Here is a 23,480-nt window from a genome sequence, read left to right as displayed (position 1 = left end):
ATTATTTATGAAAAAACAATATAAGATACTATCTAAGAAAAGTTTAATTGACTTCCCATTCCAGCAAACCCCCAAACCAATAGTACCCGTAGAGCCTGACTTACTGCTTGAAATGACCTTTTCTCCGAAGCTATTTATCATCAGTGATATTGCATCAGAAGTAGAGAAATTGGTTGTACACGGAGTAGAGTGGTTAGACGCTCGCGTGGATTGTTCTCCAAGCCAACCATCTGATGATGAAATTAAAGTTTACGAAGATTATCGTATGCCTTACATCCATCAAACTTATAAATTGACGGATAAAGAAAAACAATACGGTATGTTGAACTGGTTAGATATCGAATCAACAGAGTTTGATTTCTCTAAATTAGAACATATTCCCTTAGAAGAACGATTAATTTTTAAACTAGAAGAAGATTTTGGCTTAGTTTTCATTCACCAAAGTGTGATTGACCTTCTTAAAAAAGACGTCAAAGACGTTTGGGTAAGGGATGTACAATAAGCGCCGAAAGGCGCTTTTTTCATTCCACACAAGATTTAATCTGTAGATCAAGTAAATGCAACGCTCCCAGATGTTTGTTTAACGAAGGTCGGTAAGCCGATGATTCCTATCCCTTATGGCAACAATGCTAAATCAGCAGACCTTGCTGCTGGCACTTATAAAGAATGTAAAGGTAAAATTATGAAACCTAGAAAACTTGAGGTTGGAAAATGAGTGAATATTTTTTTGCAAGAGAGTATGTCAATTCCCCAATTTACTGTTTTCCAGATGAATACATCGATTCAGTGCCCTTAACGAGTTTTACTTACCCTAAAGCACCTGTTCCCTTGATAGTCGAATTTCTTCCACAAGATGATTATGACATCCCAGATATACTTGAGATGCCAAATTTCTCGATTAAGAAAAATGAATTTTCGAAATTAAATTTGAATAACATTTTTGGGATTAATTGGGTCGATATTAAACTTCATGATAAAGGCGAACATGATTTTCTTATGCTACAAGTTGTCAACGAGATTAAGTTGATTGATAGATCTGAAAGTAAGATCAAGAGGTACCGAAAGGATTATAGTGGTGATGAGATGATTAGTGGTATTCTTAATCTTATATTAGATGAAAAACTAATTCAGACTATACCAGTACACAGAAGGCAGATAGTGATAGATCCTGGTTGGTTGAAGTGTGTTTTTTCCATAAAAGTTTAGTTGAAAAAATAAAAAACTCTAAGCTATTCGGCGTGGAATTTATACCGGCAGACGGCTATTCAGACTTTATATAGATGAAATTAAATTTAAATGACTTTTATGTAAAATAAAAATCCTAAAGTAATATGTATATTAAGTTTTAGACTTTGTTACTTTTAAGAAGTTACTTTAACCTAATTTATGGCTTATTAACATGTATATCAAAGAGGTTTTGGTAAAAGATGTACGGTTAAGCGCCTTTCGGCGCTTTTTACTCTCTATACCTGCAGTGGCATAGAAGTCCAATTACTGGTTATGTAAAGTATCGATATGGAACAAGCGATAAATTAGAATTAAAATACCCAAAAAGTAAACCGTTATACTAGCAAAAAATCTTACCCGAAGCGTAGAGACAACTTCAAATTTTTATGGGGAGATAAGGTATTTAACTAATAATGAAAAATATTAGATTTCAGGCTATTTTAAGTATTCTCATAATAAGCTTTCCTGCTTTAGCAGTACACCCACAGATAGACAAAAAACTAAGCGATACAACGGTAACTTTGTGTGAGAATAATGAGGATATTTACTTTAATGCAAAGTTAGATAACCAAAAATATGTTTCCTTGTGTGGGGCTGAGCATAGAAGTCCAAGTACAGGTTATGTAAAGTATCGATATGGGACAAGCGATAAAGTGGAATTAGAATACCCAAAAAGTGCAGAAACCCCAAAAGGTAAGTTTTTAAGTTATCATGTAAGACTTGGTAAGTTACAAGGTAGGAATATTTTTTCTACTCAGGGGATTACAGATATAGTATCGGCTATTTAGCTGATAACTGTAGCTTGCATGTTTATAAAGGTAGTAAGCTTGTATTTAGCTCATCTTGCGAAGAGACTTCCGAGCTGAACACGTTTGGTGGTGGTCAATCATCAGGCTCGGTGATATTAGAAGAAGAATTGATCAAAAGGTTTCCTGAACAATTTCAAGACCCAAATGAACCTGAGTTTCACTGAATTTACAATAGATGTGTTAGCTTATAACTATCCTCTGATTCTTGCGTGTGACTCTTGAATGTATGATGAGAGGGGGCTCCTTGTTCATTAGGAATGTAAACATCATAAACTTTTTATCGTCTTTGTCTCTTTCACTTTCTGTGAGTGCAAGTTGTAATCAAAATGCTGTCGTATTCGCATGTGATTTAGAAAATAAAGGTAGCAGTTTGAAAGCTTGCTTTAATCAATCCGAGAATTCGATGTACTTTGTTGTTGACGAAAATGGGTTGAAAACAGTTTATGCTCCACGACAAGGGAAGAGTTTAGATAACTATAAATGGTTAGATATTTCTCTTGAAGAAAATGAATTCATTCCTTTGAAATTTGAAGTAAATGAAAACAAGAATGCGTACTTTTCATTGACTAGAGGTGGTGGACGGTTGAGTGTCATTGAGAACTCCGTTGACATGATTAAAGACGAAGATGCTGTTGAATACTTTTGTGAAATGGGGACTGAAACAGCTCTGGATCCTAACGTTAGATTAAAAATAAAGCACGTAAAGCCCAATGAGTTTGAGTCTTGGGATTAAGCTCACGGGTATATTATATTAGTGAAATAAGCGCCTTTCGGCGCTTTTTACTCTTTACAACCACATCCAACACCCACTATCTAGCACGTCAATTAATCGTCTCGACAAAAATAACTCAGCGTAATTGGCGTTGGTTTAAAATGAACCAAAAAAACGTAAATGGTATACTGTATTCATATAGATACACTGTGATTTAACGTTTGAGCCTCTTCCCTAAGTTCCATATTTAGTGTTCAAACGTTGAGAAATACCCTATGCGTTTGTCGTTAAACCTCGTGATTGCATCCACGTTTGGAGCAGTAGCTCCTGCCTCTGCTAACTATGACCTTGATTCTCTGCTTGAAATGCCACTGTGCTCTTTGGCTGAAACCAAGGTTGTCTCCGCTACACGAACCTCGCAATCCCTTGCTGATACACCCGCCTCTGTTTATGTCATTACCGCGAAAGAGATTAAACGCTCTGGTGCGCGCTCGGTTGCTGATGCGCTATCTTTGGCACCCGGTCTTCATGTCGCAAAATACTCCAACTACGATTGGGGAGTGACGGTGCGTGGCAATAACGAAACCTTGAACAATAAAATGTTGGTCATGGTCGATGGCCGTAGCGTGTTTAACCCAATGTCTTCAGGTGTCGATTGGGATTTGATCCCGGTCAGCATGGAGAATATCTCTCAGATCGAAATCGTACTTGGCCCGGTCGGCACGGTATGGGGTGGCAATGCCGTAACAGGTATTATTAATGTCATCACAAAAGAAGCGGATGGTGCAGCAAAAGGGAAGGTGTCTGCTAGCTTTGGAAACTACGATTACAGTGAATATCAGCTCCATCATGCTGGCTCTGTTGGTGAATACGCAAACTACAGTCTTTACGGTGAGTTTGTTGATCATATGCCGTGGACAAGTGATGAAGCGCGTGTCCAGCCATTCCAGCATTTCAATGTGTATACCGAGCGCTTCGGTGGTCGTTTGGATTATCAGAAGCATGAACATACATTGAGCTTACAAGCGGGTGGTATTCGTTCGCGTGAAGATTACAACTGGGGTAATTTCCAACCGCACTTTATCATGCCAGGTGCAGAGCCAATGCGTACTCACGAAGCGGAAATGACGATGCAAGAGTACTTCGTTGGTGGCCATCATGTGTTTGACCGCAGCAATGGCGACAGTTGGGAAAACGAGCTGTGGTTGACTTACAGCTCTAACGACAGTACCCACGCGAATGCACAGTTTCTTAGAACCGATTTAGATTCTCACTATACTTTTTCGGACTTATGGGGAACAGAGCTCACCGTCGGTGGCAATATCCGATTGATTGATGAAAAGTTTGGCACGTTCTCCACATATGAATTGGTGACGATGCCTTACCTGCGCGTAGCAGAAGATCCAGACTTCCTAAACCAGTCTTACGGTTTGTACATGAACTGGAACATTCCTGTGATGGACAAAACCAAACTAACGCTGGGCAATCGCTGGCAGTACAACAACCTGACTCATGATATCGATCCGCAGCCACAAGTTCGCTTGAGCTATGAACTCGCAAACAACCAAAGAATTTGGGCTGGGTGGGGTAAAGCGATTGTGACGCCTTCACGTCTTGAGCTAAGCACCTACATGCGTGAAAACCAGTACATGCAGAACGTTATGTTTAGCGATAACAATTACTACGATTACTACTACAGCGTGATACTCAAAGGCAATGAGGATCTCGATGTCGAATCGGTTTCTACCTATGAACTTGGGTATCGTTTTTGGGATGAGAGCAGGCTGCAATTCAGCATCGGGGGCTTTTATACCCGACACGAGAACATTCGCGTTTATAAAACAGAATCAGCGTCGCAAATCATCATTGGTGAAGGTTCATCGCCTGGTACGGTTGGCACGGTGGTAGAGCAGTACACCTCTCAGTTGGTGGATCCTATTTGGAGTGAGAGTTTTGGGGGTGAAATTGCTGTGAAATGGCAACCCCGCGATGATCTCCAAATTAATGCCAACTACAGCTATAAGCGAATTGTTGGTCACTGCGAAGGTGCCATCTGCTCAAGCAATGATGCTGTAAAACGAATGATTGAAAATGAGCCAAACCATTTCGTGAATACCCAAGTAATGTGGGACATCACGCCGCAATGGTGGGTAAGTGTCAGTGGTCAATATGTTTCTGAATCGGAACTGCATGAAGATTATGAATCGGCATTGCATCCTGTTTCTGTTGTAAATAAAGACTACAACTGGCCTGAAGTTGTGTCTTTTGATGCCTCTTTGAGTTGGCAATACAACGACTGCATGCCAGAGATTACAGCCTCGGTAGAGAATCTAGGAGCGAATCAAAGCAAAGAGTTTCCTAATAATTACAACTCTTTTGCCAACGGGACTCAGTACTGGCTGACTTTAGATTGGAATTACGCCGGATGGTAAAGCGTTTTGAGAAAACATCTGCCTTCAAGTATGGGCTCGCTCTTTGGGCCTTATTGAGTGCGACGTTGGCTTTTGCTCAGTATGACGATGCGGATTTAAAAGCGGTGTACTTGTACCGCTTTGCATTACTAGCCGATTGGATGAACACTGGTGAACCTATCGCACCGATTGAATATTGTGTCTCTGAAAGTGACACTGTTGCGGAACATTTGAAACGTATTGTGGCTCGCAAGCCACAGTTATCTCGTTACTTTAATCTTTCCAGCGACGTGACGCCGAGTGCTTGTCATATTCTTTACGTACCCAATGTAACGCAAACTCAAATAGAAGCACTAAAAGAGGCGTTCCCTCATTCTTTACTGATTGGCAATGGGGAAGAGTTTGTTTTTATGGGCGGTATGGTGGCCTTTGTGAAGGTGAATAACCGTATTCGCCCTATGGTTTCGCGTGGCCATGTTGCACCTACCGGTGTTCAACTTAGAGCGCAATTACTCAGTATTTCGATCCTAGCGGAAGACGAGGGGGAGCCATGATTCGTTCTCGTCTTGCTCGCTTACCTCTGCGTCATAAGATGATGTTGCCGACTTGGTTAATGATCACGTTGATTGTTATTGGCTTGGGGACTTTAGCTATTCAATATTTGGTGTTGGCGCAAGAAGCAGCACTTGATCGAAGAACCAATATTCTTGGACAAGGCGTTGCCAATACGCTTCAAGCGGCATTGATGTTTGATGATGCATACGCAGCAAAAGAACAATTGGTTAATTTGAGCTTTGACCCTGACGTTATTTCTGCCCTTGTTATCAATCAAAATGACCAAACTATCGCTTCGATTGAGGATTTGCCTGTTGGTTGTGAATGGCAGAAACGAACATTGGAGTGTACTCACCTAAGTGTTGTGATGCGTCATTATGATGTTGTGCTAGGTGACGAAAAGCTGGGTGCATTAGAAGTTTGGGTGTCACTGGAGAACCTACTCATCAATGAACGAAAGATGTGGCTCTCATTAGCCGTGATCGTTTTGTTACTTTCCATGTGTGCGTGGGCATTAGCTAAATTGCTGCATTCATTGATCTCATTGCCTTTATTGTCACTGCATCGTTCGGTTGAACACATGAGTCGGGTTGGCGTGATTCGAAAAACACTCCCGGTTTATCACCAAGATGAAGTTGGTAAGCTGACGGCATGCTTTAATGAGATGACCATGAGCTTGGCTGAGCGTGAGTCTCAAGTAGCACAGGTTTTGAAGCGAGTCGAGGACAAAAACCGCTATATTCACAGCGCATTAGATGCGATGCAGCGTTGCGTGCTCGTTGTTTCTTCTTGCCATAAAGTCACGTACTTCAACCCGATCGCCTCGAAAGAGATGAAAGGGGTCGACGTCAATTCGGATGTTCGTACGTTGCTCACGAGTTGGTTTGAGCCTGTATCTAAAATCGAACGAATCATGTTTGCCATCGACACACACACCACGGTGAAGGGAATAGAGGTTCGTAGTTTAGATAAAACCAAGCGCTATTTGATTTCTTGTAATCCGATGGATACAGAAAAAAGCAGCTTGATCCAGTTGCAGGACATCACAGAGCAAACCTTGTCTGAGCAGCGCCGTAAGTTACTTGATTTGATGTTTGACCAAAACCAAGATGCCATTTTAGTGTTAAACCGAGCACTGAGTATCCAAACCCAAAACCATGCTGCGACACAATGGTTTGGTGAGGTAGGGGCGTTAAGGACGTTAGAGCTTTTATCACCGTTTGAAGTGACCAAGGCAATTAAGCTTCGATTGCTCAAAACAGGACACTACAAGACGCACGTTGAGCTGAAAAACCAACAAGGACGGGTTATGCCTTGTGAGTTGAAAGTTCGAGTGTTGAAGAGTGAAACTGGCAGAGCGGAAGCGTTCGTGGTTTCATTTACGGATTTAACAATAGATATCGAGCTCAAGCGTCTGAATTATCAAGCGAATCACGACCCATTAACGGGGTTGGCTAACCGCTCAAAAGCGATGCGTCGTTTACAAGAGAAGCACGATTTGGGGACATCACAACATATTCTGTTTGTTGATTTGGATGGCTTTAAAGCCGTAAACGACCAATATGGGCACGCGATTGGTGACCAACTATTGAAAGTTGTCGCACAACGTTTGATGAGTTGTGTTGCAAGGCGAGACTTGGTGTCACGTTTGGCGGGTGATGAGTTTTTGATTGCGGTTCGTGAAGCGACAAGTTGTGAGCCGATTGCTCAAAGGATCATCGAGAGTCTATCCAAACCGTTTCTCTTTGGTGATATAACATGTGGCATCTCTGCAAGCATCGGCGTGAGTTATTGGCCACGCGATGAAAATTCTTCCCTTGAAGAAAAAATCAACGAGGCGGACATGGCGATGTATTTCGCCAAAAAAGAAGGAAAGAACCAGTTTCGTTCAGGTTTAGAAACGGTTTACTAAGCGCGTTAAACGAAGGGCCATTTCTACAGAAGTGGCCTTTTTTGTTCGCATTACACGCCACGAACCACTAAATATTCCATATAACCCTGTTTAAAGGTTGATTGGAGGATGTGATGAGCAAGTTCATCTTGACTCCCTCTATCGAGAGGGGAAGGCGATAGATATAACAACTAACAATGGTTATAAACATGTCTTGCTATATTTTCCTGACTACCCTTGGCCACACGTCGCTTACAGCCAAACCTATATGGCGGATAACAATAACTTGATCGTATACGACTATCCATTGAGCAAAGTGGTTATCGATTACTCATTTTTATACTTGATTTACTTCACGGTCGCTTTTGCTTACTTTTCAAAAGTACAGGAGACGAAGCAAAACCGCCTTGATTTAGCCAATGCGCTCTCGAATGCAACAAAGGATGAGTTGACGGGGTTGTTTAACCGCAAAGTTTTTAGAGAAGAGCTATTCAAGCGCAAGTTACGCGCCGCGCCTTACTCGGTTATCGCTATCGATGGAGATAGAGTTAAGCGTATTAACGATAAATATGGACATCACGTTGGTGATGAAGTCATTGTCATTATTGCTGATGCAATGCGAAAAGTATTTCGAACTACCGATTATTTAATTAGGACCGGGGGTGATGAGTTTGTCGCAATTCTACCGGGCTGCAGTGCAAGTAAGGCTTCCACCTTAGAGAAAAAGCTTCAAGACATGGTAAGAGAAAATCCTTTGAAGAAGATGGAGGTCAATATTAGTGTGAGTACAGGGTTAGCCATTAGTAATGAAAATGAGTCACTGCAAGATGTCATTATGCGTGCGGATGAAGAACTGTACGAGACCAAGCGTCAACGCGTCTAAACTGAGACAATGTCTTAAACCTGAAACTGCGAGTAAATGACTATATTGTCACTAATTGGCGGTGTAAGAGTCTGATAAACTTGACCAAAACGTGACTTTGGTCTTCTATAGTTAAGCAGCCTATGAAAAGGCTGCTTTCTTTGTATTTGGCCGAAAGTAATTATAAAAATATAACTTAGTCTTTGATTCTATTTGGTAACCACGCTGTGAATAAAGATCTCGACCTAAATCTCCTCAAAATTCTTGTGTTGCTGGAGCGTCATCGTCAACTTAAACCTGTCGCGAAAGCGTTGGGTAAAAGTGAAGCGTCTATAAGTAAGTATCTCACCCGTTTGCGAACGCAATTAGAGGATGAACTGTTTATCCGACACGCTCATCACTTTGAGCCTACACATTATCTAAAGAGGAAACTGCCCGAAATTACGAATGCACTTGATCAGCTAGAAACCTGCTTGATTAGACGTGAGTTTGATCCTCTGTCTTATGACAGGAGCATCACCATCTGTTTGCCACAATCCGCGCAGCAATCCTTTGGCCACCTGCTGTTGGATGATCTGATGGAGTTGTTTCCTAATGCTCACGTCAATGTTGCAAGCAGTACGGATAGCACGATCGATGAAATCCTTGAAGATAAAGTCGATATGCAATTGCATTACTTTAATGAGGAATACCCAAAATCCATTCATCAGCAATTTATTGGTTACGCTCCTGCCGTCATCGTCGTGCCTGCCGATTTAGGTATTACTGAAGTAGAAAAAGCGTGCGAGCTTAAATTTATTCTACTTGAGTTGGCAGGTTGGAAGGACAGGGAACAAGTCACTAAACGAGCCCTTGAGCAGAGCGGACTTAACATTGATCGAGTCGCTACTATCGGAAATATAACCAGCTTACTTAAGGTTATTAGAATGAGAGGGGCAGCGACGATTTTACTTGAGTATCAAAAACCAATTGATGGCTTTAATTTTATACCTGTACCTGAAACTTTTTATCCGCAGGGGCGCCCAAAAGTGGTGGTACAAATGAAGCAAACGCATCGCTACAACTCGATGCACCAGCTATTAACTGATGCTATCGCGAAATATGTGATTACTTAGTCGTGTTATTTCGAAGAGCGGCTAACAGCAAAGGCTTCCGCATTCTTCTTGAGGAAGTGTGTTAAGTAATTCGACCACTGACTCAGCATGATATTTCTTCAAGATACGAGTTTTGTAAGTGCTGATGGTTTTAGCGCTCAATGAGAGTTGCTCTGAGATCTTCTTATTCGAGTAACCTTGAGCGAGGTAGTGAAATACCATCGCTTCACGATTCGATAAAGTGACGCTACCCGATGATTGGTTATGCGTCGCTTTAAACATAGAATACCCACGCGTCACGCTAACAATAGCATCCAAAATGGTTGCTTTCGCTTCGTTTTTATTCAAAAAGCCATGTGCACCCATTTCAAATGCCGCTTTAGACAAGCTCGAATAATCGCGAGAAGAAATAAACAAAATCTTACCTTGGTAACCCGTCGCTAATATATTTTTCGCTAGGCGCATACCGTCTCGGTCACCCAGTACGACATCTAAAATAACCAAATCGACAGGTTGGTTACGAACGATATCCATCACTTCAGCGCTGTCTGTTGACTCTACGACGTTAACAGATTGGAAAGCGGTTTGAACAAGAGAAGCAAGCGCTTCACTATATAGCGGCTGGTCGTCGATAATAAGAACGTTATTCATATTTGTGCCTCACCTTATGTTTCAATTTACTTGCCGCTTCCTTTCAGCACTCTTTAATGGAGTCGGATTGTAGGAAAAATCTGTGGGTAATGGGTGAAAATGACAATTTCACTTTTTGAAATAGAGTGTCTTATTATTGAGAAAATGTTTCGTTAAAAATAATACAATCAATTAGATACGACGAGATAAAATCGATGCTTCTGATTCAGACAGTAATCAGGCGGGGGAAGAGTAGGTAAGCATGTTTATTTATCTTTTTATCCCATTGTCACTTATTGGCGTAGCAACAACAAACAGTCTGACGTGGATTTAAGTTTGGCGTTGTATTTGCACTTGCAGCTTATCGATGAATCAGTAAAGATCACTTTTTTCCATATTTAGAGTTTGTTATGAGCCAATCTTCTTTCGAATCTATTGTCCATTTACGTCGTTCAGTTAGAAAATACGATGCGGATGCTGAATTTAACCACGACGATGTAGCAACGGCCCTAGAGTTGACGACTTTAAGCCCCAATAGCAGCAACATGCAGATGTGGGAATTTCATCGAGTTATCTCGGATGAGAAAAAAGCAAAGCTAGCAGAATACTGTATGGGACAAAATGCAGCCAAAACCGCGAATGAACTGGTGGTTTTTGTCGCAACGACCCACAACTGGGAAGAGCGCGCCAAGCGCAACGCAGAGACTGTGCGTCAAGCTTTTAAAGGCCGTGACGACGTTGCGGCCAAGCGCGCTCTAAAGTATTACGAAAAACTCATCCCAATGGTTTACAACAACGACATGTTTGGTGTCCGCGGTTTGCTGAGGAAGGCATATAGCTGGTGGTTAGGTAGAAACAAGCCCATGGTGCGAGAAGTGGGTAAATCGGACGTACGTGTTTGTTTGCACAAGAGCGTTTCACTTGCTGCGATGACCTTTATGTACGCAATGCGCGAGAAAGGTTATGACACATGCCCGATGGAGGGCTTTGATTCAAAACGCGTAAAACAGCTACTCGGTTTAAGAGACAGCGACCAGATCACAATGGTTGTTAGCTGTGGTGTTAGAACCGATGAGGGCGTATACGGAGAGCGTCATCGTGTCGCGAATGAGTCAGTGATTAAAACGCACTAATTTATCGCTAAACTTTTTGTTCGAGCTGCCGCTAATAACTAGAACGCCTTTCCATATTGAACGTATGGCTGTGTTTTGTTCAAAAATGAGACGAAATTTCAGCATTTGATATAGAAGTGTGCAGTCAGCATCCTTTTGATTATTTACAAATTCTGTCTCAAAGACTACAAAAGGACTCTTGGAAATTTACGCCTGTGAAGTGATTCTCTGTGGCATTGCATCAAGCCACTTCTTGATGCGTATTTTGGATAATTGGGTTTATGAGTAACGTAACCAGTACTATTCTGACTGAAAGTGGTACCAATGAGCTTGAAATCATTGAGTTCCATTTAGAAAAACAATTGCCAGATGGCAGCACAAAAACATGTTATTACGGTATTAACGTCGCTAAAGTACGAGAAGTGATTCGCGTACCAGAGACTACTGATTATCCGAATGCACAACCTCATATGATCGGCGTATTCTCGTCGCGCGAAGTATTAACACCTCTGGTTGACCTTGCTGGTTGGTTAGGTGTTCCTACTCGCCCTGATCTTGAGCGTAAGTTCGTTATCGTTACCGATTTTAACAAGATGACAAATGGCTTCTTGATTGACAGCATTTCGCGTATCCACCGTATTTCATGGAACGATGTGGAATCCCCAAGCCAATTCTTAGAGGCGGGTGAGCAAGATTGTGTTGTGGCTGTTGTTCGTAAAGATGGCAACCTGATCATGATTCTGGATTTCGAGAAAATCATTGCAGACATCAACCCAGAACTGAGTATGGAAAAATACGACGTGACTGGTGATAAATCAGTAGACTTGAACCAACGTATGGTAGGTAAGCGTAACGCAAAAACCATCATGGTGGTGGATGACTCTGCGTTTATTCGATCATTGATTCAAGATACATTGGCTTCCGCGGGTTATAACGTGATCACCTGTAAAGATGGTGGCGAAGCGTATGAAAAATTGATGAGCTTGATCGAAGTCGCGAAAGAAGAAAACTTGCCAGTTCGTGAATTGCTTGATGCCGTTGTAACCGATGTAGAAATGCCTCGTATGGATGGTATGCACTTAGTCAAACGACTGCGTGATACGCAAGAATATAACGAAATGCCTATCGTAATGTTTTCTTCATTAATGAGTGAAGATAACCGTGCGAAGGCGTTGTCCCTTGGTGCCAATGACACCATCACCAAGCCAGAGATTGGCCGCATGGTGAATATGATGGACAAGCACGTATTTAATTTCGCATAAATTATCTCGAGATACTAAAAAGGCTGCCGAATTGGCAGCCTTTTTTTGTTACGGACAAGGAAGGATTTCAAGCTTGTAACTTTCGTTTTCTGATTGAGGTGGCCCATATAAAATACCGCATTGCGTTAGACTCGCTCTTGGGTCATCCGCTGCGGCAATCACCATTTCGCGGGTACTTGAACCTGATGGATGTCGGATTATTTTCCAATCTGAGTCCGAACCATCAATACCTTGCACTAGCAGAGGCAAGCTGTCATTGTCGGCGTCAGGGTAGCCATATAAAAATACGCAGTACTTCGAGCCATTTAGCTCACAACCATCGAAAGGCAGTGCCTGCATTGGTGTTTTATCGTGCGTGTTCTTGTTTGAAACATAGGCGAGGTGTTCTTGCCCGGTAGTTGCTAGTTTTGCATATCCAACTCCCAAGCCTGATGCGATTGCACCTTTCATACCTTCTAAACGAGCTTCACGAGCATCATCTTGAATGTTTAAAAAGCGTGGCGCGGCAGTAACGGCAAGGATGCCGAGAATTACGATAACAACAACAAGCTCAATTAAAGTAAAACCTGATTTTCTTTTCATAAACCATCTTTAAGTTAGGTTGATACGATAGTCTAATGTTCTTATATTTTTGTGGTGCGATAGACTACTTAAGCCCATAAACGGTGAATTTTGATGGGGTGCATTCACTCTAAATGGAGATTGATTATAGTCTTATATTTTCCTTCTCGATACCATTCGTTTTATAAATGATGTGCTCAAGGAATACGCAGCTTTTGATGGGATAAAAATGGCCTCTAAGTGATCAGATTTTGAAACATTTTGATTGTGTTTTTTATGCGTTTGATGAATCCTACGCGGGGTGAGAGTTAGCTATTAATAATTTATATATATTCAACTGACTCTCTAATAAATAATTAGAATGTAAGAACATATCGATGGATTTCGATTCAACTACTTTGCTTGCTATGGGCCTGATTTTCCTCGGCTCTTACGTACAAACTGCCATAGGTTTTGGCCTGGCTATTGTGTCTGCGCCATTATTGATTCTTTGGGCGCCGGAGTATGTGCCGGCACCAATCTGTCTTGTTGCGCTGTTTATCTCTTTGATGAACGCAATGAAGCACCGCAGTAGTGTAGAAATCGGCGGTTTAAAAATGGCACTGATTGGTCGTGTGCCAGGTTCATTAGCGGGTGGGGCATTGCTGTTTTTTGTCTCTACAGAAGCACTGACACTTTGGATAGGATTCCTTGTACTTTTTGCCGTGGCAGTAAGTGTACTTCCGTTTCGTATTGAGCCAACGCCTGGGCGTATGACGTTTGCTGGTTTCTTCTCTGGCTTATTTGGTACGAGCTCTGCCATTGGCGGTCCGCCGATGGCGTTATTACTGCAACATCAAGAAGCGAATCAGTTACGTGGTAACCTTTCTGCCTTCTTTGTTTTCAGCTCTATTATCTCGCTAGTGGTGCAAATTCCAGTTGGTTTCTTCACTCTTCATCATTTAGTGATTACTTTGCCATTGCTGCCAGCAGGGGCGTTTGGCTACTGGCTGGCAATGAAAACAACGCAATCTTTACCAAAAGAAAAAATTCGCTTTGGTGCGCTGACACTCTGTTTTGTTAGCGGTATTACAGCAGTGATTCAAGGCTTAGCTTTGTAAAGGCGATCTTCGCTCTCAAATTCACTTTACAAAACGACTTTGCGCTATAGAATCGCGTCACTTTTTATATGTCGAGTTAGTTATGAACAACAGTCTTTACGGCAATTTAATGGCTGCATTGTCCTTTGTTATTTGGGGATTGTTGCCAATTTATTATCGCTTTCTGCCAAATGCATCGATGGATGAATTGTTGGCGTTACGCATCATTGGCTCGGTGCCAGTAGGGTTTATTTTAGTATTGGCGATGATGCGCCATATGCCGAAATGGTCTAAGGTTTGGCAAGATAAAAAGTCACTTTGGTATACGTTTGTCGCCAGTAGCCTTATGTGTATTTCTTGGGTTGCCTTTACATGGGCGCTGACCAACAACCGAGTGATTGACGCTAGCTTGGGTTTCTTCATCGGTCCTCTTATTTCTGTCGCGCTTGGTGTGTTTATCTTGGGTGATAAGCTATCCAAAAGGCAATTTATTGCGATTCTTTTAGCGACCATTGGCGTGTTGTATCAGGTTTTCCAGTACGGTCAATTACCGCTGGTGGCACTGACGATGGGCTTGTTCTTCTCTCTGTATGGTCTTTTTAAGAAGAAGATTAATTTTGATTGGAGTACAACGCTGTTTATTGAGGCGTTAGTACTGACACCAATCGCGCTTGCCTATCTTATTGTTAAACAAGTAACGGTGGGAGAGTTAGCCTCTACGGTAGATATGACGACCTTCATGCTCTATTTAGGCAGTGCACCGGTGACGATTCTACCGCTGATTTTCTACTCGATTGCAATCCGAATTACAAACTTGTCTACGGTTGGACTTATGCAATACATTGAGCCAAGCCTGCAGTTTGTGTTGGCTGTCGTGTTCTTTGGTGAGTTGTTCGACAGCGTAAAAGCAGTGACATTTGCCTTTATCTGGGTTGGCCTAATGTTTACGATTTTTGAGGGTGTGGCCAAGCTATCAAAACGAAGAAAGCTTGCTGACCACTCAATTTAACCCATTCCTTCTTTAGGTTCATAGGGCTAGCTTATATTTTAGATACAGTTAGTCCTTCATTCTCGGTAGTTGAATACTATCGTACTGCCTAAAGAAGGAAGTTCTATGATCACCGCTCTCTACGCATCCATTCTTGCATTACTGCTCATCTGGCTTGCTTTTCAAGTTATCAAACAGCGTCGCAGCAACAAAATCGCTTATGCCGATGGAGGTGTAGCTGCGCTTCAAATCGCGCGCAGTGCCCAAAGCAACGCAAGTGAATATATTCCGATTACCCTGATTCTCATGGCTTTAGTTGAATACAATGGCGCTTCTGTTATTTGGATTCATCTCTCCGGCGTTTTGTTTGTTGTCGGACGCATTATTCATGCTCGTGGGATTTTAGGTGAAGACTTAAAAGGACGCGTGACCGGGATGAAATTGACCTTTTTTACTATGATTGGTTTAGTGGTGCTGAACTTAATCTACTTACCTTACGGTAATTTATGGTAAAAAATTCGACTTACTTGCCTCCGGCTTGGCTACTGGTTCTGATTGGGCTTGTACTCAACATTGCTGCAATCATTCTAACCAGTGTGGTGTTAGACAAGCTGGGCAAAGAAACAGGGCTGCTTGCCGATCAAAAAGCCGACAACTTGTATTCGATTCAACTGGCTTGGAACAGCGTAGAAACGCTAGAGCGAAAGCGAGAGGTGTTGCTATTGCATTTACACTTGTCTCAAAGTGAAGCGGTTTCTGAGGAGATGAATCAAGTGCTACAAGGACACCTTTCTGCTTGGACGGGAGATAAAGTTAGCGCCATTGATATTACTCAACTGCCTAAGCTGATGTCCGAAATCAATCAAGCTCAAACTAACTATCGAGACCGCATTGACAGTTACTACCTTGAAAACCTTGAGGTAACTGAAGTCATGTCGAATCTAGATGAAAAGATCGCTTGGTATAAGAGCATCGGGCTGTTTCTTCAGGTTTTTGGTCTAGCGTTGATTTTAGCGCGAGACCTTGCGCGAAAACCCTAGGGGTAACACAAATTATTTGCGATTTGCAAAGTGTTGTTTGCAATATGCATCTGCATGGAAAGTGCGAGGATTAATATTCGTACAACTTTATTGCAAGTGATTAAATATCAATCGATTTGAGTGCATCAAAAAGTTGGCATGCCTAATGCTTTAGTTGTAATGACCCTTTTAAGCCGAGGGTCACCTAGCCAACTGACGTTGTTAGTGAACCAGATTGTTCACACGTATATACAGCCAATCACAAACCTTGTGGTTGGCTTTTTTTTCACAATCAATTCACGTTTTAATTGTTACAGTTTCCAGTCGAATAATGCCGAGAGCTGTGATAGTTTTCGGGCGCATATGAACTCTAATTGGTTGTATTAATGAAGAAAGTTGTACGTTTAGTTGGTGTCGTCTCTATTTTTTGTGCTCATTCGGTACATGCGATGAGTGAAAAAGATTGGGGCGTGCTTACCGATATCGGTGCTTATGGCTTGGTTGCAACGGCGGCCGCGGTACCTGCATACAAAGGAGATTGGGAAGGCTTCTGGCAAGCAGGGTTTAGTATTGGCGCAGCATCGGGCATTGGTTTAATTGGTAAAACAACCATCGACGCAGAACGCCCGGATAAAAGTGGTAATGACAGTTTCCCTTCCAACCATACGGCTAACGCTTTTGCTTCGGCGACAAACCTTTATTTGCGTTATGGCTGGGAAGCAGGCTTACCTGCATACGGTGTCGCTGCTTTAGTCGGCATAGGGCGAGTAGAGGCGAAGAAGCACTACTGGCGTGACGTACTTGCTGGCGCTGCACTTGGCACCTTAAGCGCATATGTATTTACAGATGCATACGATGAAAATGTTCAGCTTGTACCTTGGGTGACGAGCGAAGATGTGGGTGTTTCACTTACATACCGTTGGTAGTGTTCACCCCAATAAACAAAAGCCTCGGCATAGACCGAGGCTTTGTTGTATCTAAATGTAAGAGGCTCAGTACTTAAAACTGCGCTTTGATCCAAACCATGCGGTGGTCAGAAGACACATCTTTACCGTTACCGTACTTACCGATGCGGTCGTCGTTAAACAGTTTACGACCTTCTTCGTAAGATGCAGCCCAGTAAACACCAGAGTCCACAACGTTTAGGTTTGCGGATGGCATCGCATAGTCAACACCAAGGCCGAACGTAGACGTGATGCGGTTTGGAATTGGATGAGTCGAGTTTTTGTCTACCGCATGCTCGGCTGCACCATAGCTAGTAGGGTAAAGCTCACCATTCATCACATCTTGATTAACCAATGGATCGTTGTGGAAAGCTTGCATGATTTCACTGAAACCATCGCCATCCAGTGGATCAAGGTTTTGGTCACCCATCATCACAAACTTCGCACCTTCAGCTAAGCCACCTTTGTTGCCTGCATCATCGTAGAAGTACTCTTTGCCTTGTACATAGTGATGCCAAAACTCAACCTCAGCTCCATTTTGTACTTTGTTTTTGCCTGGATCGAATACTGGCGGAGTAGGGTGAGACATCAACAGGTGAACCACTTCATCACCTTTCTCAGTAGGGATGATAATTGGTGCATCTACGTGGTTTTTAGAAGATAGACGAACGACATCCCACTCTTCAGCTGTGTACCATTCATCGCCACACTGCATGCCCTCAGGAATGGTTTGTGAACCGTCACAGATCGTAATGGTTGGGATTTTTGCACCTTCCATGTCTTTCCATTTGAACTCTTGGAAAGTACGTGTGTTTTCTGTGTCAATTTCGTACTTAGACATTAATGCGAACGCGTATTGACCGTGGTAGAAACCAAAGCCCCAAGCGTCACCCGGTAGCTGACCGGCAGTACCGTTGTTGTCTAGATCAAGCTCGCTGTTTAGGCCTGTGTTTGTTGAGTAAGACTCGGTGTATGGATACTCGATTGGTTCTAGGTTCGCTTCACCACCTGCACCTTCAAGGCTTTGTGCTACAGATAGGTAGTTTTTCTGGAAACCTTCCTGTGCCACCTTATCTTCACCTGTACCGTCGTTGTTGTATTCCGCCATCATAAGAACATCTGGACGGTTTTTCTGAATGATTGCCGCAACGTTACGGATTTGAATGACTTTTTCAGCCATTGTCTTGTCTGCATCCGCGATGCTGCCGTCAAGGTAAGCGGTGACAAGCTCAGTTTGCTTGGCTGGTTCAACTTGCATTTCTGCAACGAGATCTTCAAAAGTACTGCGATCAAAAGAGAGGTTATAAGTGGCGATCTTTACTTCTTTAGGTTGAACATCTACGTATTCAGTGTCGTCGTTACAGCCAGTCAGTAGTGCAGCGCCGATTAGGAGAGCAAGAGGGGTTTTGATGTATTTCATTAGTATGCAATACCTTATAATTGGGTTCGCGCAAATACTAAAGTTATCAGTAAGTTTTGTAAGCGATCTGTGTCACACAAACGATTGCGTAGTTACACAAATGCGCAGGTTTTGTGTGATTTATGCAATAAATGCATCATTTTCAACACCAGAAGGTTATATTCAAACTGTTAAATAATGATGTCTATTTTATTTAATGTGCTTAGATTTATATATCATATTAATCAGTTTGGATAGATTTTGTTCGTTAATCATCTGAGTTTTAGTAATGGGAAGTTTTTCTTTATACTAGGCGCAGAACAGAAGTGAGGACGACCTCACCGCTCTTATCACTATCGGGGACGACCCCAATCATTTGGAATCTCTCAATGGCTTGGGCAATTCTTTTTCTTGCTGGTCTATGCGAAGTCGCATGGGCAGTTGGGCTCAAATACACGGAAGGTTTTAGTAAGCTTGCACCATCTGCATTCACTATTGGGTTTATGGGGTTAAGCTTTTGGTTACTGGGTATCGCGCTTAGAACGTTACCGCTAGGCGTTGCTTATGGCGTTTGGGTGGGTATTGGTGCGATAGGTACCGCAATTGCCAGTATCTATTTATTTAATGAACCGGCCACACTAATCAAGCTAATCAGTTTACTGCTCATTGTTGCGGGTATCGCGGGTTTGAAGTTCGCTGCGTAACGTGACAAATACCGCCAAAAGAAAAGCCAGAGTGATGCTCTGGCTTTGTTGTTTTTCGATCAAACGAAACGTAATTAGAAGGGCGATTACTATCGTTTTATAAACGGCAACTTGAGATGCTGACCAAATACGTTGATCAGCGCGCCTGTTACGATTAATGCGCCACCTAAGTATGTCCACGCCGAAGGTAATTCACCAAAGAAGACGATGCCTAAAATGACAGAGAAAATGATCTGTACATAAGAGTAGGCCGATGCTTTTCCTGCTTCTTGGGTTTGCATTGCTTTCGTGAGGCCCAGCTGTCCTATTTGCGTAAAGACGCCGACCAAAACGAGCATCATGGTTAGATACAAATCTGGCATGACGAATTGATCCCCAATCAAAAGAATCGATGCAGGCAGCGCCACTAACGGGAAGTAAAAAATGATCACCGAGCTGTCTTCGGTCTGACTTAACTTACGTACGATTACGTACGCGATGGAGCTACCAAAAGCACCTAAGATAGCAATTATCACACTGAACATTGGTAAGGCATGTTCGGCATCTGGACCGGTTTCCGGCCTCACCATCACGTATACCCCAAGCAAACACAGAGCGATACAAATAAACGTCGAAGACTGGATACGTTCTTTAAGGAAGAAAATCGCAAGTAAGGTAGTAAATACAGGGTGGATATACTGGAAAATGGTCGCTTCCGCGAGTGGTAGCGTTGTAACGGAATAGTACACGCACATCAAAGCCATGGTTCCTACAGCGCCTCGCGCGAAAAGGAGAGGCTTATTATTACCCCAAACCGAAATGCCTTTGCGTTTTACATCAAGATAGCTGATCACCAATGAGACCAGTGCCCTTGCTGCTACGATTTCAAATACAGGAATGCCGTGCAGGCTAACGTGCTTTACGGTGGCAGACATCAGTGCAAAACCAAAAGCGGACAGCACCATAAAGCGCACGCCAATCGGAATTATTGAGTTGAGAGAGTTAGGCATCTTACTGCTCGTTTATTGCCGAGGATCGCACTTTAGCACACTAAACTCACAAAAAGATCAGCACCTTGTGATTAAGGCTCCGAATCTTCTTGAACCAAGGTAGACTATGTCGTTCAGATATAAAAACAATAAATACATAAGGAGAAAGGGATGATTCCTATTCAAGCAACGCATGTGTCTGGTGTGGTGATTTCCGAATTCGACGGCATAAAGAAAATGCTGTTGTTAGAGCGAGTCAAAGGTGGTTATTGGTGTCATGTCGCTGGTGGTGTGGAAGAGGGCGAAACTGGCTGGCAAACCATCGTACGAGAGCTTAAGGAAGAAACACAAATCGAAGGTGTAGAGCTTCATAGCGCAGATTTTCTCGAACAGTTTTATGAGGCACACAAGAATCGAATCATGGTCATTCCTTGTTTTGTCTTGTTCTGCAAACCGAATCAAACGGTAACGCTAAATCACGAACATACTGATTATCGTTGGTGTACATTAGAAGAAGCCAAACAGCTCGCACCATTTGCCAATCAACATCAACTTTACGAGCATGTATGGAAGCACTATGTTGAAAGCGAACCGACACCTTTCACTTTGATTAAGCAAAGTTAACTACGGAATCACTATGTACCAAGGTTATGAACAACATCAGGCACTGCAAATTTCAGAGCGTATTTCCATTGAACCTTTGCTGACTAAGCATGCCGCTATCTTACTCTCGGCGGTTAATGAGAGTCGGGAGAGTTTATCTCAATATCTACCTTGGACAGATTGGGTCACGAACCGCAGGGAAGCCGTTGCGTATATTTCCCAGCGAATTAATTCAAATGCACTTGATACCTATTGGTTCGCTTTAAACTTAAATCAAGAGTTCGTGGGAGTGCTTGGTATTAAAGGTGTCGAGACACAAAGCAAAGTGACTGAGATTGGATATTGGTTGGCAGAGAAAGGGCGTGGTCATCAAATTATCGATCTGGTCTTGATGACGTTAGTGCCACTGATTCAAGAGAGAGGCAATGCTAACGTTATCCAGTTCCATTGTATGGAAGACAATATACCAAGCATCAAAATTGCAGAACGTGCTGGTGCGATATTAAAGGAATATGTTGAACATGATTTTGAAACCCTAGATTCTTCTCAACGACTGGGTATTTATGAGCTGGATCTGGCTACAATAAGTAATTGAAAGTAGTAGCTTAAAATTCGTTGCGGCGATATAAAGGGGTGAGTGAGCTGGAAAGGAAAAGAGCAATGGAAATAAGCATTAATACCATTACTTGGCAAGACGCGATGCCAATTCGCCATCAAGTACTATGGGCAAATAAACCCATCGAACATTGCCAAGTAGAAGGCGACGAGGAAGCGGAGCATTTTGGCGCATTCGTCGACAACGTATTGGTGGGGGTGGCGTCGATATACCGAGATGACAATCAAGCTCGGTTGCGCAAGTTTGCTGTCTTGCCTGAGTATCAAGGGCAGGGCATTGGTTCGTCCATGATTCGATGTGTGTTAGAAAGCTTTAAGTTTTCACCTGTTGAGTATTTCTGGTGCGATGCGAGAGAATCAGCACTAGCGTTTTACGAAAGGTTTGGGATGCAAGTTGAAGGTGAGCGCTTCTACAAATCTGACGTTCCTTATTACAAAATGAAGCTTGCGCTTTAACCAGAGCAAATCTGAGTTTGAACTCTAACTTCCTTATTGCGTTAATAGTCAGAATGTTGCCCTTGTGTTAACTTTGAATCGTACATAAGTGCGACATTGCCCTTGATTGGGTGCACAAGGAGAACATCATGAATGCGATCGTCGACGTTGAAGTTGGTCAACTGCTGCAACAAAAATTGGATAAGCTCAAAGCTGCATACAATGCCGAACCTTATCCAGCTTTAGAGGTAAGAAAGCAAAAGCTGAACCTTCTTAAGCAGACTATCTTGAATAACCAGCAAGCGCTGGTGGAAGCCTTAAGTGCCGACTTTGGTTACCGCTCTGAATTTGATACGGCAATGACGGATGTATTGCCGACGGTTGCGCAAATCAATTACACCCTAAAACGCCTCAATAAATGGTGTAAGCCAAGTCGTCGTCATGCAGGTTTGTTGCTTGCTCCTTCAAAAGTCACCGTTGAATACCAACCGGTTGGCGTAGTCGGCATCATCTCTCCATGGAACTTCCCAGTCATTCTAAGTTTATCGCCATTAGTGACTGCGCTTGCTGCTGGTAACCGAGTGATGATGAAACTCAGCGAATTTACACCGATGACCAACAAGGTGATTTCTGAGATTTGTCGAGCGTTACCTGAGGATATCGAAGTCATAGAGGGCGAAGCGGAAGTTGCTCAAGCGTTCAGTAAATTGCCGTTTGATCATCTGCTGTTTACTGGATCAACCAATGTTGGCCGCGCGGTTGCTCGTGCTGCTGCGGAAAACTTAACCCCAATTACGTTGGAGCTCGGTGGTAAGTCACCGGTGATCGTGGCAGATGACGCTAACTTGAACAAAGCGGTTGATGCGATACTGTTTGGTAAATGCATCAATGCCGGACAAATCTGTGTTGCGCCAGATTATGCCTTTGTACCAGAGGGAAGAATCAACGAGTTTGTCGCGCTGTTTCTACAACGTTTTGAAGCGCTGTACCTCAAAGGCCAAAACGACCAAGGCTTTACTCATATCATCAATCAGCGCCAGTACGATCGCTTAAAGGCAGTATTGGAAGATGCCAAAGTCAAGGGCGCAGAAATACACACCGTGTCCGAGAAGAGCGCAGAAGGTCGACTATTATATCCGCACCTAGTGACCAATGTTTCGGAAGAGATGGTCATTATGCAGGAAGAGATTTTTGGTCCTCTTATGCCAATCAAGCCTTACCGTGATATCCAAGAGGTCATCAGTTACATCAATCAGAATCAACGCCCACTTGCGCTCTACATCATGTCAGAAGATAAGAGTGTTATTGAGCGAATTACCCGTAATACCCACAGTGGTGGGGTTGGGGTGAATGACACCATCTTGCACGTCGGTGCGGAAGACGCGCCATTTGGTGGTATTGGTGAATCTGGTATCGGTCACTACCATGGCGAAGAAGGCTTTAGAACTTTTAGTCACGCCAAAACCATTCTAAGTACACCAACGTGGTTACCACGTGTAGGAATGTTGATGGAGCGTCGTGGCATGGCAATAAAAGCATTACAAAAGTTCTTTATGCGTTAACGCTACTGACATTGGAACACCCAAGAAAAAGAAAACCG

General features: G+C 42.8%; 24 protein-coding genes and 2 pseudogenes. 22 read left to right on the top strand and 4 right to left on the bottom strand.

The annotated features are described in order from the left end of the window. The first annotated feature begins 7 nt into the window (after positions 1–7). The 10 genes and pseudogenes from KIO97_RS19880 (at position 8) to KIO97_RS19840 (ending at position 9,582) form a co-directional block, all read left to right on the top strand. Positions 8–502: a hypothetical protein gene (locus KIO97_RS19880; RefSeq protein ID WP_285383774.1), complete on the top strand. Its 495-nt coding sequence runs from the start codon at positions 8–10 to the stop codon at positions 500–502. A gap of 48 nt (positions 503–550) precedes the next feature. Further along, positions 551–658 (top strand): annotated as a pseudogene (locus KIO97_RS27055) (PAAR-like domain-containing protein); the annotation flags it as partial. A gap of 53 nt (positions 659–711) precedes the next feature. Further along, positions 712–1,206 carry a hypothetical protein gene (locus tag KIO97_RS19875; protein WP_285383773.1) on the top strand — a complete coding sequence of 165 codons (495 nt, stop codon included), beginning with the start codon at positions 712–714 and terminating at the stop codon, positions 1,204–1,206. Between the two features lie 434 nt (positions 1,207–1,640). Continuing rightward, positions 1,641–2,015 carry a hypothetical protein gene (locus KIO97_RS19870; protein ID WP_285383772.1) on the top strand — a complete coding sequence of 125 codons (375 nt, stop codon included), beginning with the start codon at positions 1,641–1,643 and terminating at the stop codon, positions 2,013–2,015. Positions 2,016–2,439: 424 nt separating this feature from the next. Then, positions 2,440–2,769 (top strand): hypothetical protein, encoded by a 330-nt coding sequence (locus KIO97_RS19865; protein WP_285383771.1) that lies wholly within the window; start codon positions 2,440–2,442, stop codon positions 2,767–2,769. A gap of 254 nt (positions 2,770–3,023) precedes the next feature. Then, on the top strand, positions 3,024–5,180 hold the full coding sequence (locus tag KIO97_RS19860) for a TonB-dependent siderophore receptor (protein ID WP_285383770.1): 2,157 nt from the start codon (positions 3,024–3,026) through the stop codon (positions 5,178–5,180). Further along, positions 5,174–5,713, top strand: a complete 540-nt coding sequence (locus tag KIO97_RS19855; RefSeq protein ID WP_285383769.1) for a YfiR family protein — start codon at positions 5,174–5,176, stop codon at positions 5,711–5,713. The genes KIO97_RS19860 and KIO97_RS19855 overlap by 7 nt, the downstream gene beginning before the upstream one ends. After that, the gene (locus tag KIO97_RS19850) at positions 5,710–7,626 is read left to right on the top strand and encodes a diguanylate cyclase domain-containing protein (RefSeq protein ID WP_005426921.1); all 1,917 of its coding nucleotides are present in this window, start codon (positions 5,710–5,712) and stop codon (positions 7,624–7,626) included. The genes KIO97_RS19855 and KIO97_RS19850 overlap by 4 nt, the downstream gene beginning before the upstream one ends. Before the next feature lie 97 nt (positions 7,627–7,723). Then, positions 7,724–8,488 (top strand): annotated as a pseudogene (locus KIO97_RS19845) (GGDEF domain-containing protein); the annotation flags it as partial. 206 nt (positions 8,489–8,694) lie between these two features. Continuing rightward, positions 8,695–9,582, top strand: a complete 888-nt coding sequence (locus KIO97_RS19840) for a LysR family transcriptional regulator (protein WP_045377010.1) — start codon at positions 8,695–8,697, stop codon at positions 9,580–9,582. A gap of 21 nt (positions 9,583–9,603) precedes the next feature. On the opposite strand, the gene KIO97_RS19835 is transcribed toward KIO97_RS19840, so the two are convergent. Next, complete coding sequence (locus tag KIO97_RS19835) at positions 9,604–10,212, bottom strand: response regulator transcription factor (RefSeq protein WP_005426916.1); 609 nt, start codon at positions 10,210–10,212, stop codon at positions 9,604–9,606. A 389-nt stretch (positions 10,213–10,601) separates the two neighbouring features. Here KIO97_RS19835 and KIO97_RS19830 point away from each other — a divergent pair, with 389 nt between their 5' ends. After that, positions 10,602–11,324 carry a nitroreductase family protein gene (locus tag KIO97_RS19830; RefSeq protein WP_285383768.1) on the top strand — a complete coding sequence of 241 codons (723 nt, stop codon included), beginning with the start codon at positions 10,602–10,604 and terminating at the stop codon, positions 11,322–11,324. A 260-nt stretch (positions 11,325–11,584) separates the two neighbouring features. Continuing rightward, positions 11,585–12,565, top strand: coding sequence for a chemotaxis protein (locus KIO97_RS19825; RefSeq protein WP_285383767.1), 981 nt, complete (start codon positions 11,585–11,587; stop codon positions 12,563–12,565). A gap of 48 nt (positions 12,566–12,613) precedes the next feature. Here the strand turns inward: KIO97_RS19825 and KIO97_RS19820 are convergent, their stop codons facing one another. Then, positions 12,614–13,147, bottom strand: a complete 534-nt coding sequence (locus KIO97_RS19820; RefSeq protein WP_038891192.1) for a type II secretion system protein — start codon at positions 13,145–13,147, stop codon at positions 12,614–12,616. A 356-nt stretch (positions 13,148–13,503) separates the two neighbouring features. Here KIO97_RS19820 and KIO97_RS19815 point away from each other — a divergent pair, with 356 nt between their 5' ends. From KIO97_RS19815 to KIO97_RS19795, 5 genes are all read left to right on the top strand, one after another. Further along, positions 13,504–14,226 carry a sulfite exporter TauE/SafE family protein gene (locus KIO97_RS19815; protein WP_005426837.1) on the top strand — a complete coding sequence of 241 codons (723 nt, stop codon included), beginning with the start codon at positions 13,504–13,506 and terminating at the stop codon, positions 14,224–14,226. 82 nt (positions 14,227–14,308) lie between these two features. Next, positions 14,309–15,214 carry an EamA family transporter RarD gene (gene rarD / locus KIO97_RS19810; RefSeq protein ID WP_285383766.1) on the top strand — a complete coding sequence of 302 codons (906 nt, stop codon included), beginning with the start codon at positions 14,309–14,311 and terminating at the stop codon, positions 15,212–15,214. Between the two features lie 105 nt (positions 15,215–15,319). Continuing rightward, positions 15,320–15,706 carry an MAPEG family protein gene (locus KIO97_RS19805; protein WP_038891194.1) on the top strand — a complete coding sequence of 129 codons (387 nt, stop codon included), beginning with the start codon at positions 15,320–15,322 and terminating at the stop codon, positions 15,704–15,706. Then, positions 15,700–16,233, top strand: a complete 534-nt coding sequence (locus KIO97_RS19800) for a hypothetical protein (RefSeq protein ID WP_005426782.1) — start codon at positions 15,700–15,702, stop codon at positions 16,231–16,233. Before KIO97_RS19805 ends, KIO97_RS19800 begins: the two co-directional genes overlap by 7 nt. Before the next feature lie 365 nt (positions 16,234–16,598). After that, entirely contained in the window at positions 16,599–17,138 is a 540-nt protein-coding gene (locus tag KIO97_RS19795; RefSeq protein WP_285383765.1) for a phosphatase PAP2 family protein, read from the top strand. A 73-nt stretch (positions 17,139–17,211) separates the two neighbouring features. Here KIO97_RS19795 and KIO97_RS19790 read toward each other — a convergent pair whose 3' ends face one another. Next, positions 17,212–18,576 (bottom strand): endonuclease/exonuclease/phosphatase family protein, encoded by a 1,365-nt coding sequence (locus KIO97_RS19790; RefSeq protein ID WP_285383764.1) that lies wholly within the window; start codon positions 18,574–18,576, stop codon positions 17,212–17,214. A 368-nt stretch (positions 18,577–18,944) separates the two neighbouring features. Here KIO97_RS19790 and KIO97_RS19785 point away from each other — a divergent pair, with 368 nt between their 5' ends. Continuing rightward, positions 18,945–19,259: a multidrug efflux SMR transporter gene (locus KIO97_RS19785; protein WP_005441333.1), complete on the top strand. Its 315-nt coding sequence runs from the start codon at positions 18,945–18,947 to the stop codon at positions 19,257–19,259. A gap of 89 nt (positions 19,260–19,348) precedes the next feature. On the opposite strand, the gene KIO97_RS19780 is transcribed toward KIO97_RS19785, so the two are convergent. Continuing rightward, a complete protein-coding gene (locus KIO97_RS19780; protein ID WP_285383763.1) occupies positions 19,349–20,248 on the bottom strand; it encodes a DMT family transporter in 900 nt (299 codons plus the stop codon). A 150-nt stretch (positions 20,249–20,398) separates the two neighbouring features. On the opposite strand from KIO97_RS19780, the gene KIO97_RS19775 reads away from it, so the two are divergent. From KIO97_RS19775 to KIO97_RS19760, 4 genes are all read left to right on the top strand, one after another. Then, entirely contained in the window at positions 20,399–20,851 is a 453-nt protein-coding gene (locus tag KIO97_RS19775; RefSeq protein ID WP_050905961.1) for an NUDIX pyrophosphatase, read from the top strand. Between the two features lie 13 nt (positions 20,852–20,864). Then, on the top strand, positions 20,865–21,425 hold the full coding sequence (locus tag KIO97_RS19770; RefSeq protein ID WP_285383762.1) for a GNAT family N-acetyltransferase: 561 nt from the start codon (positions 20,865–20,867) through the stop codon (positions 21,423–21,425). A 65-nt stretch (positions 21,426–21,490) separates the two neighbouring features. Next, the gene (locus KIO97_RS19765) at positions 21,491–21,901 is read left to right on the top strand and encodes a GNAT family N-acetyltransferase (protein WP_005426918.1); all 411 of its coding nucleotides are present in this window, start codon (positions 21,491–21,493) and stop codon (positions 21,899–21,901) included. Positions 21,902–22,029: 128 nt separating this feature from the next. Continuing rightward, positions 22,030–23,442 (top strand): coniferyl aldehyde dehydrogenase, encoded by a 1,413-nt coding sequence (locus KIO97_RS19760; protein WP_285383761.1) that lies wholly within the window; start codon positions 22,030–22,032, stop codon positions 23,440–23,442. Positions 23,443–23,480: the final 38 nt, after the last annotated feature.

The sequence above is a fragment of the Vibrio sp. B181a genome (assembly GCF_030248375.1).
Lineage (GTDB): Bacteria > Pseudomonadota > Gammaproteobacteria > Enterobacterales > Vibrionaceae > Vibrio > Vibrio campbellii.
Note: the sequence above shows the minus strand (reverse complement) of the source record. Positions and strands in the feature narration are given on the sequence as shown.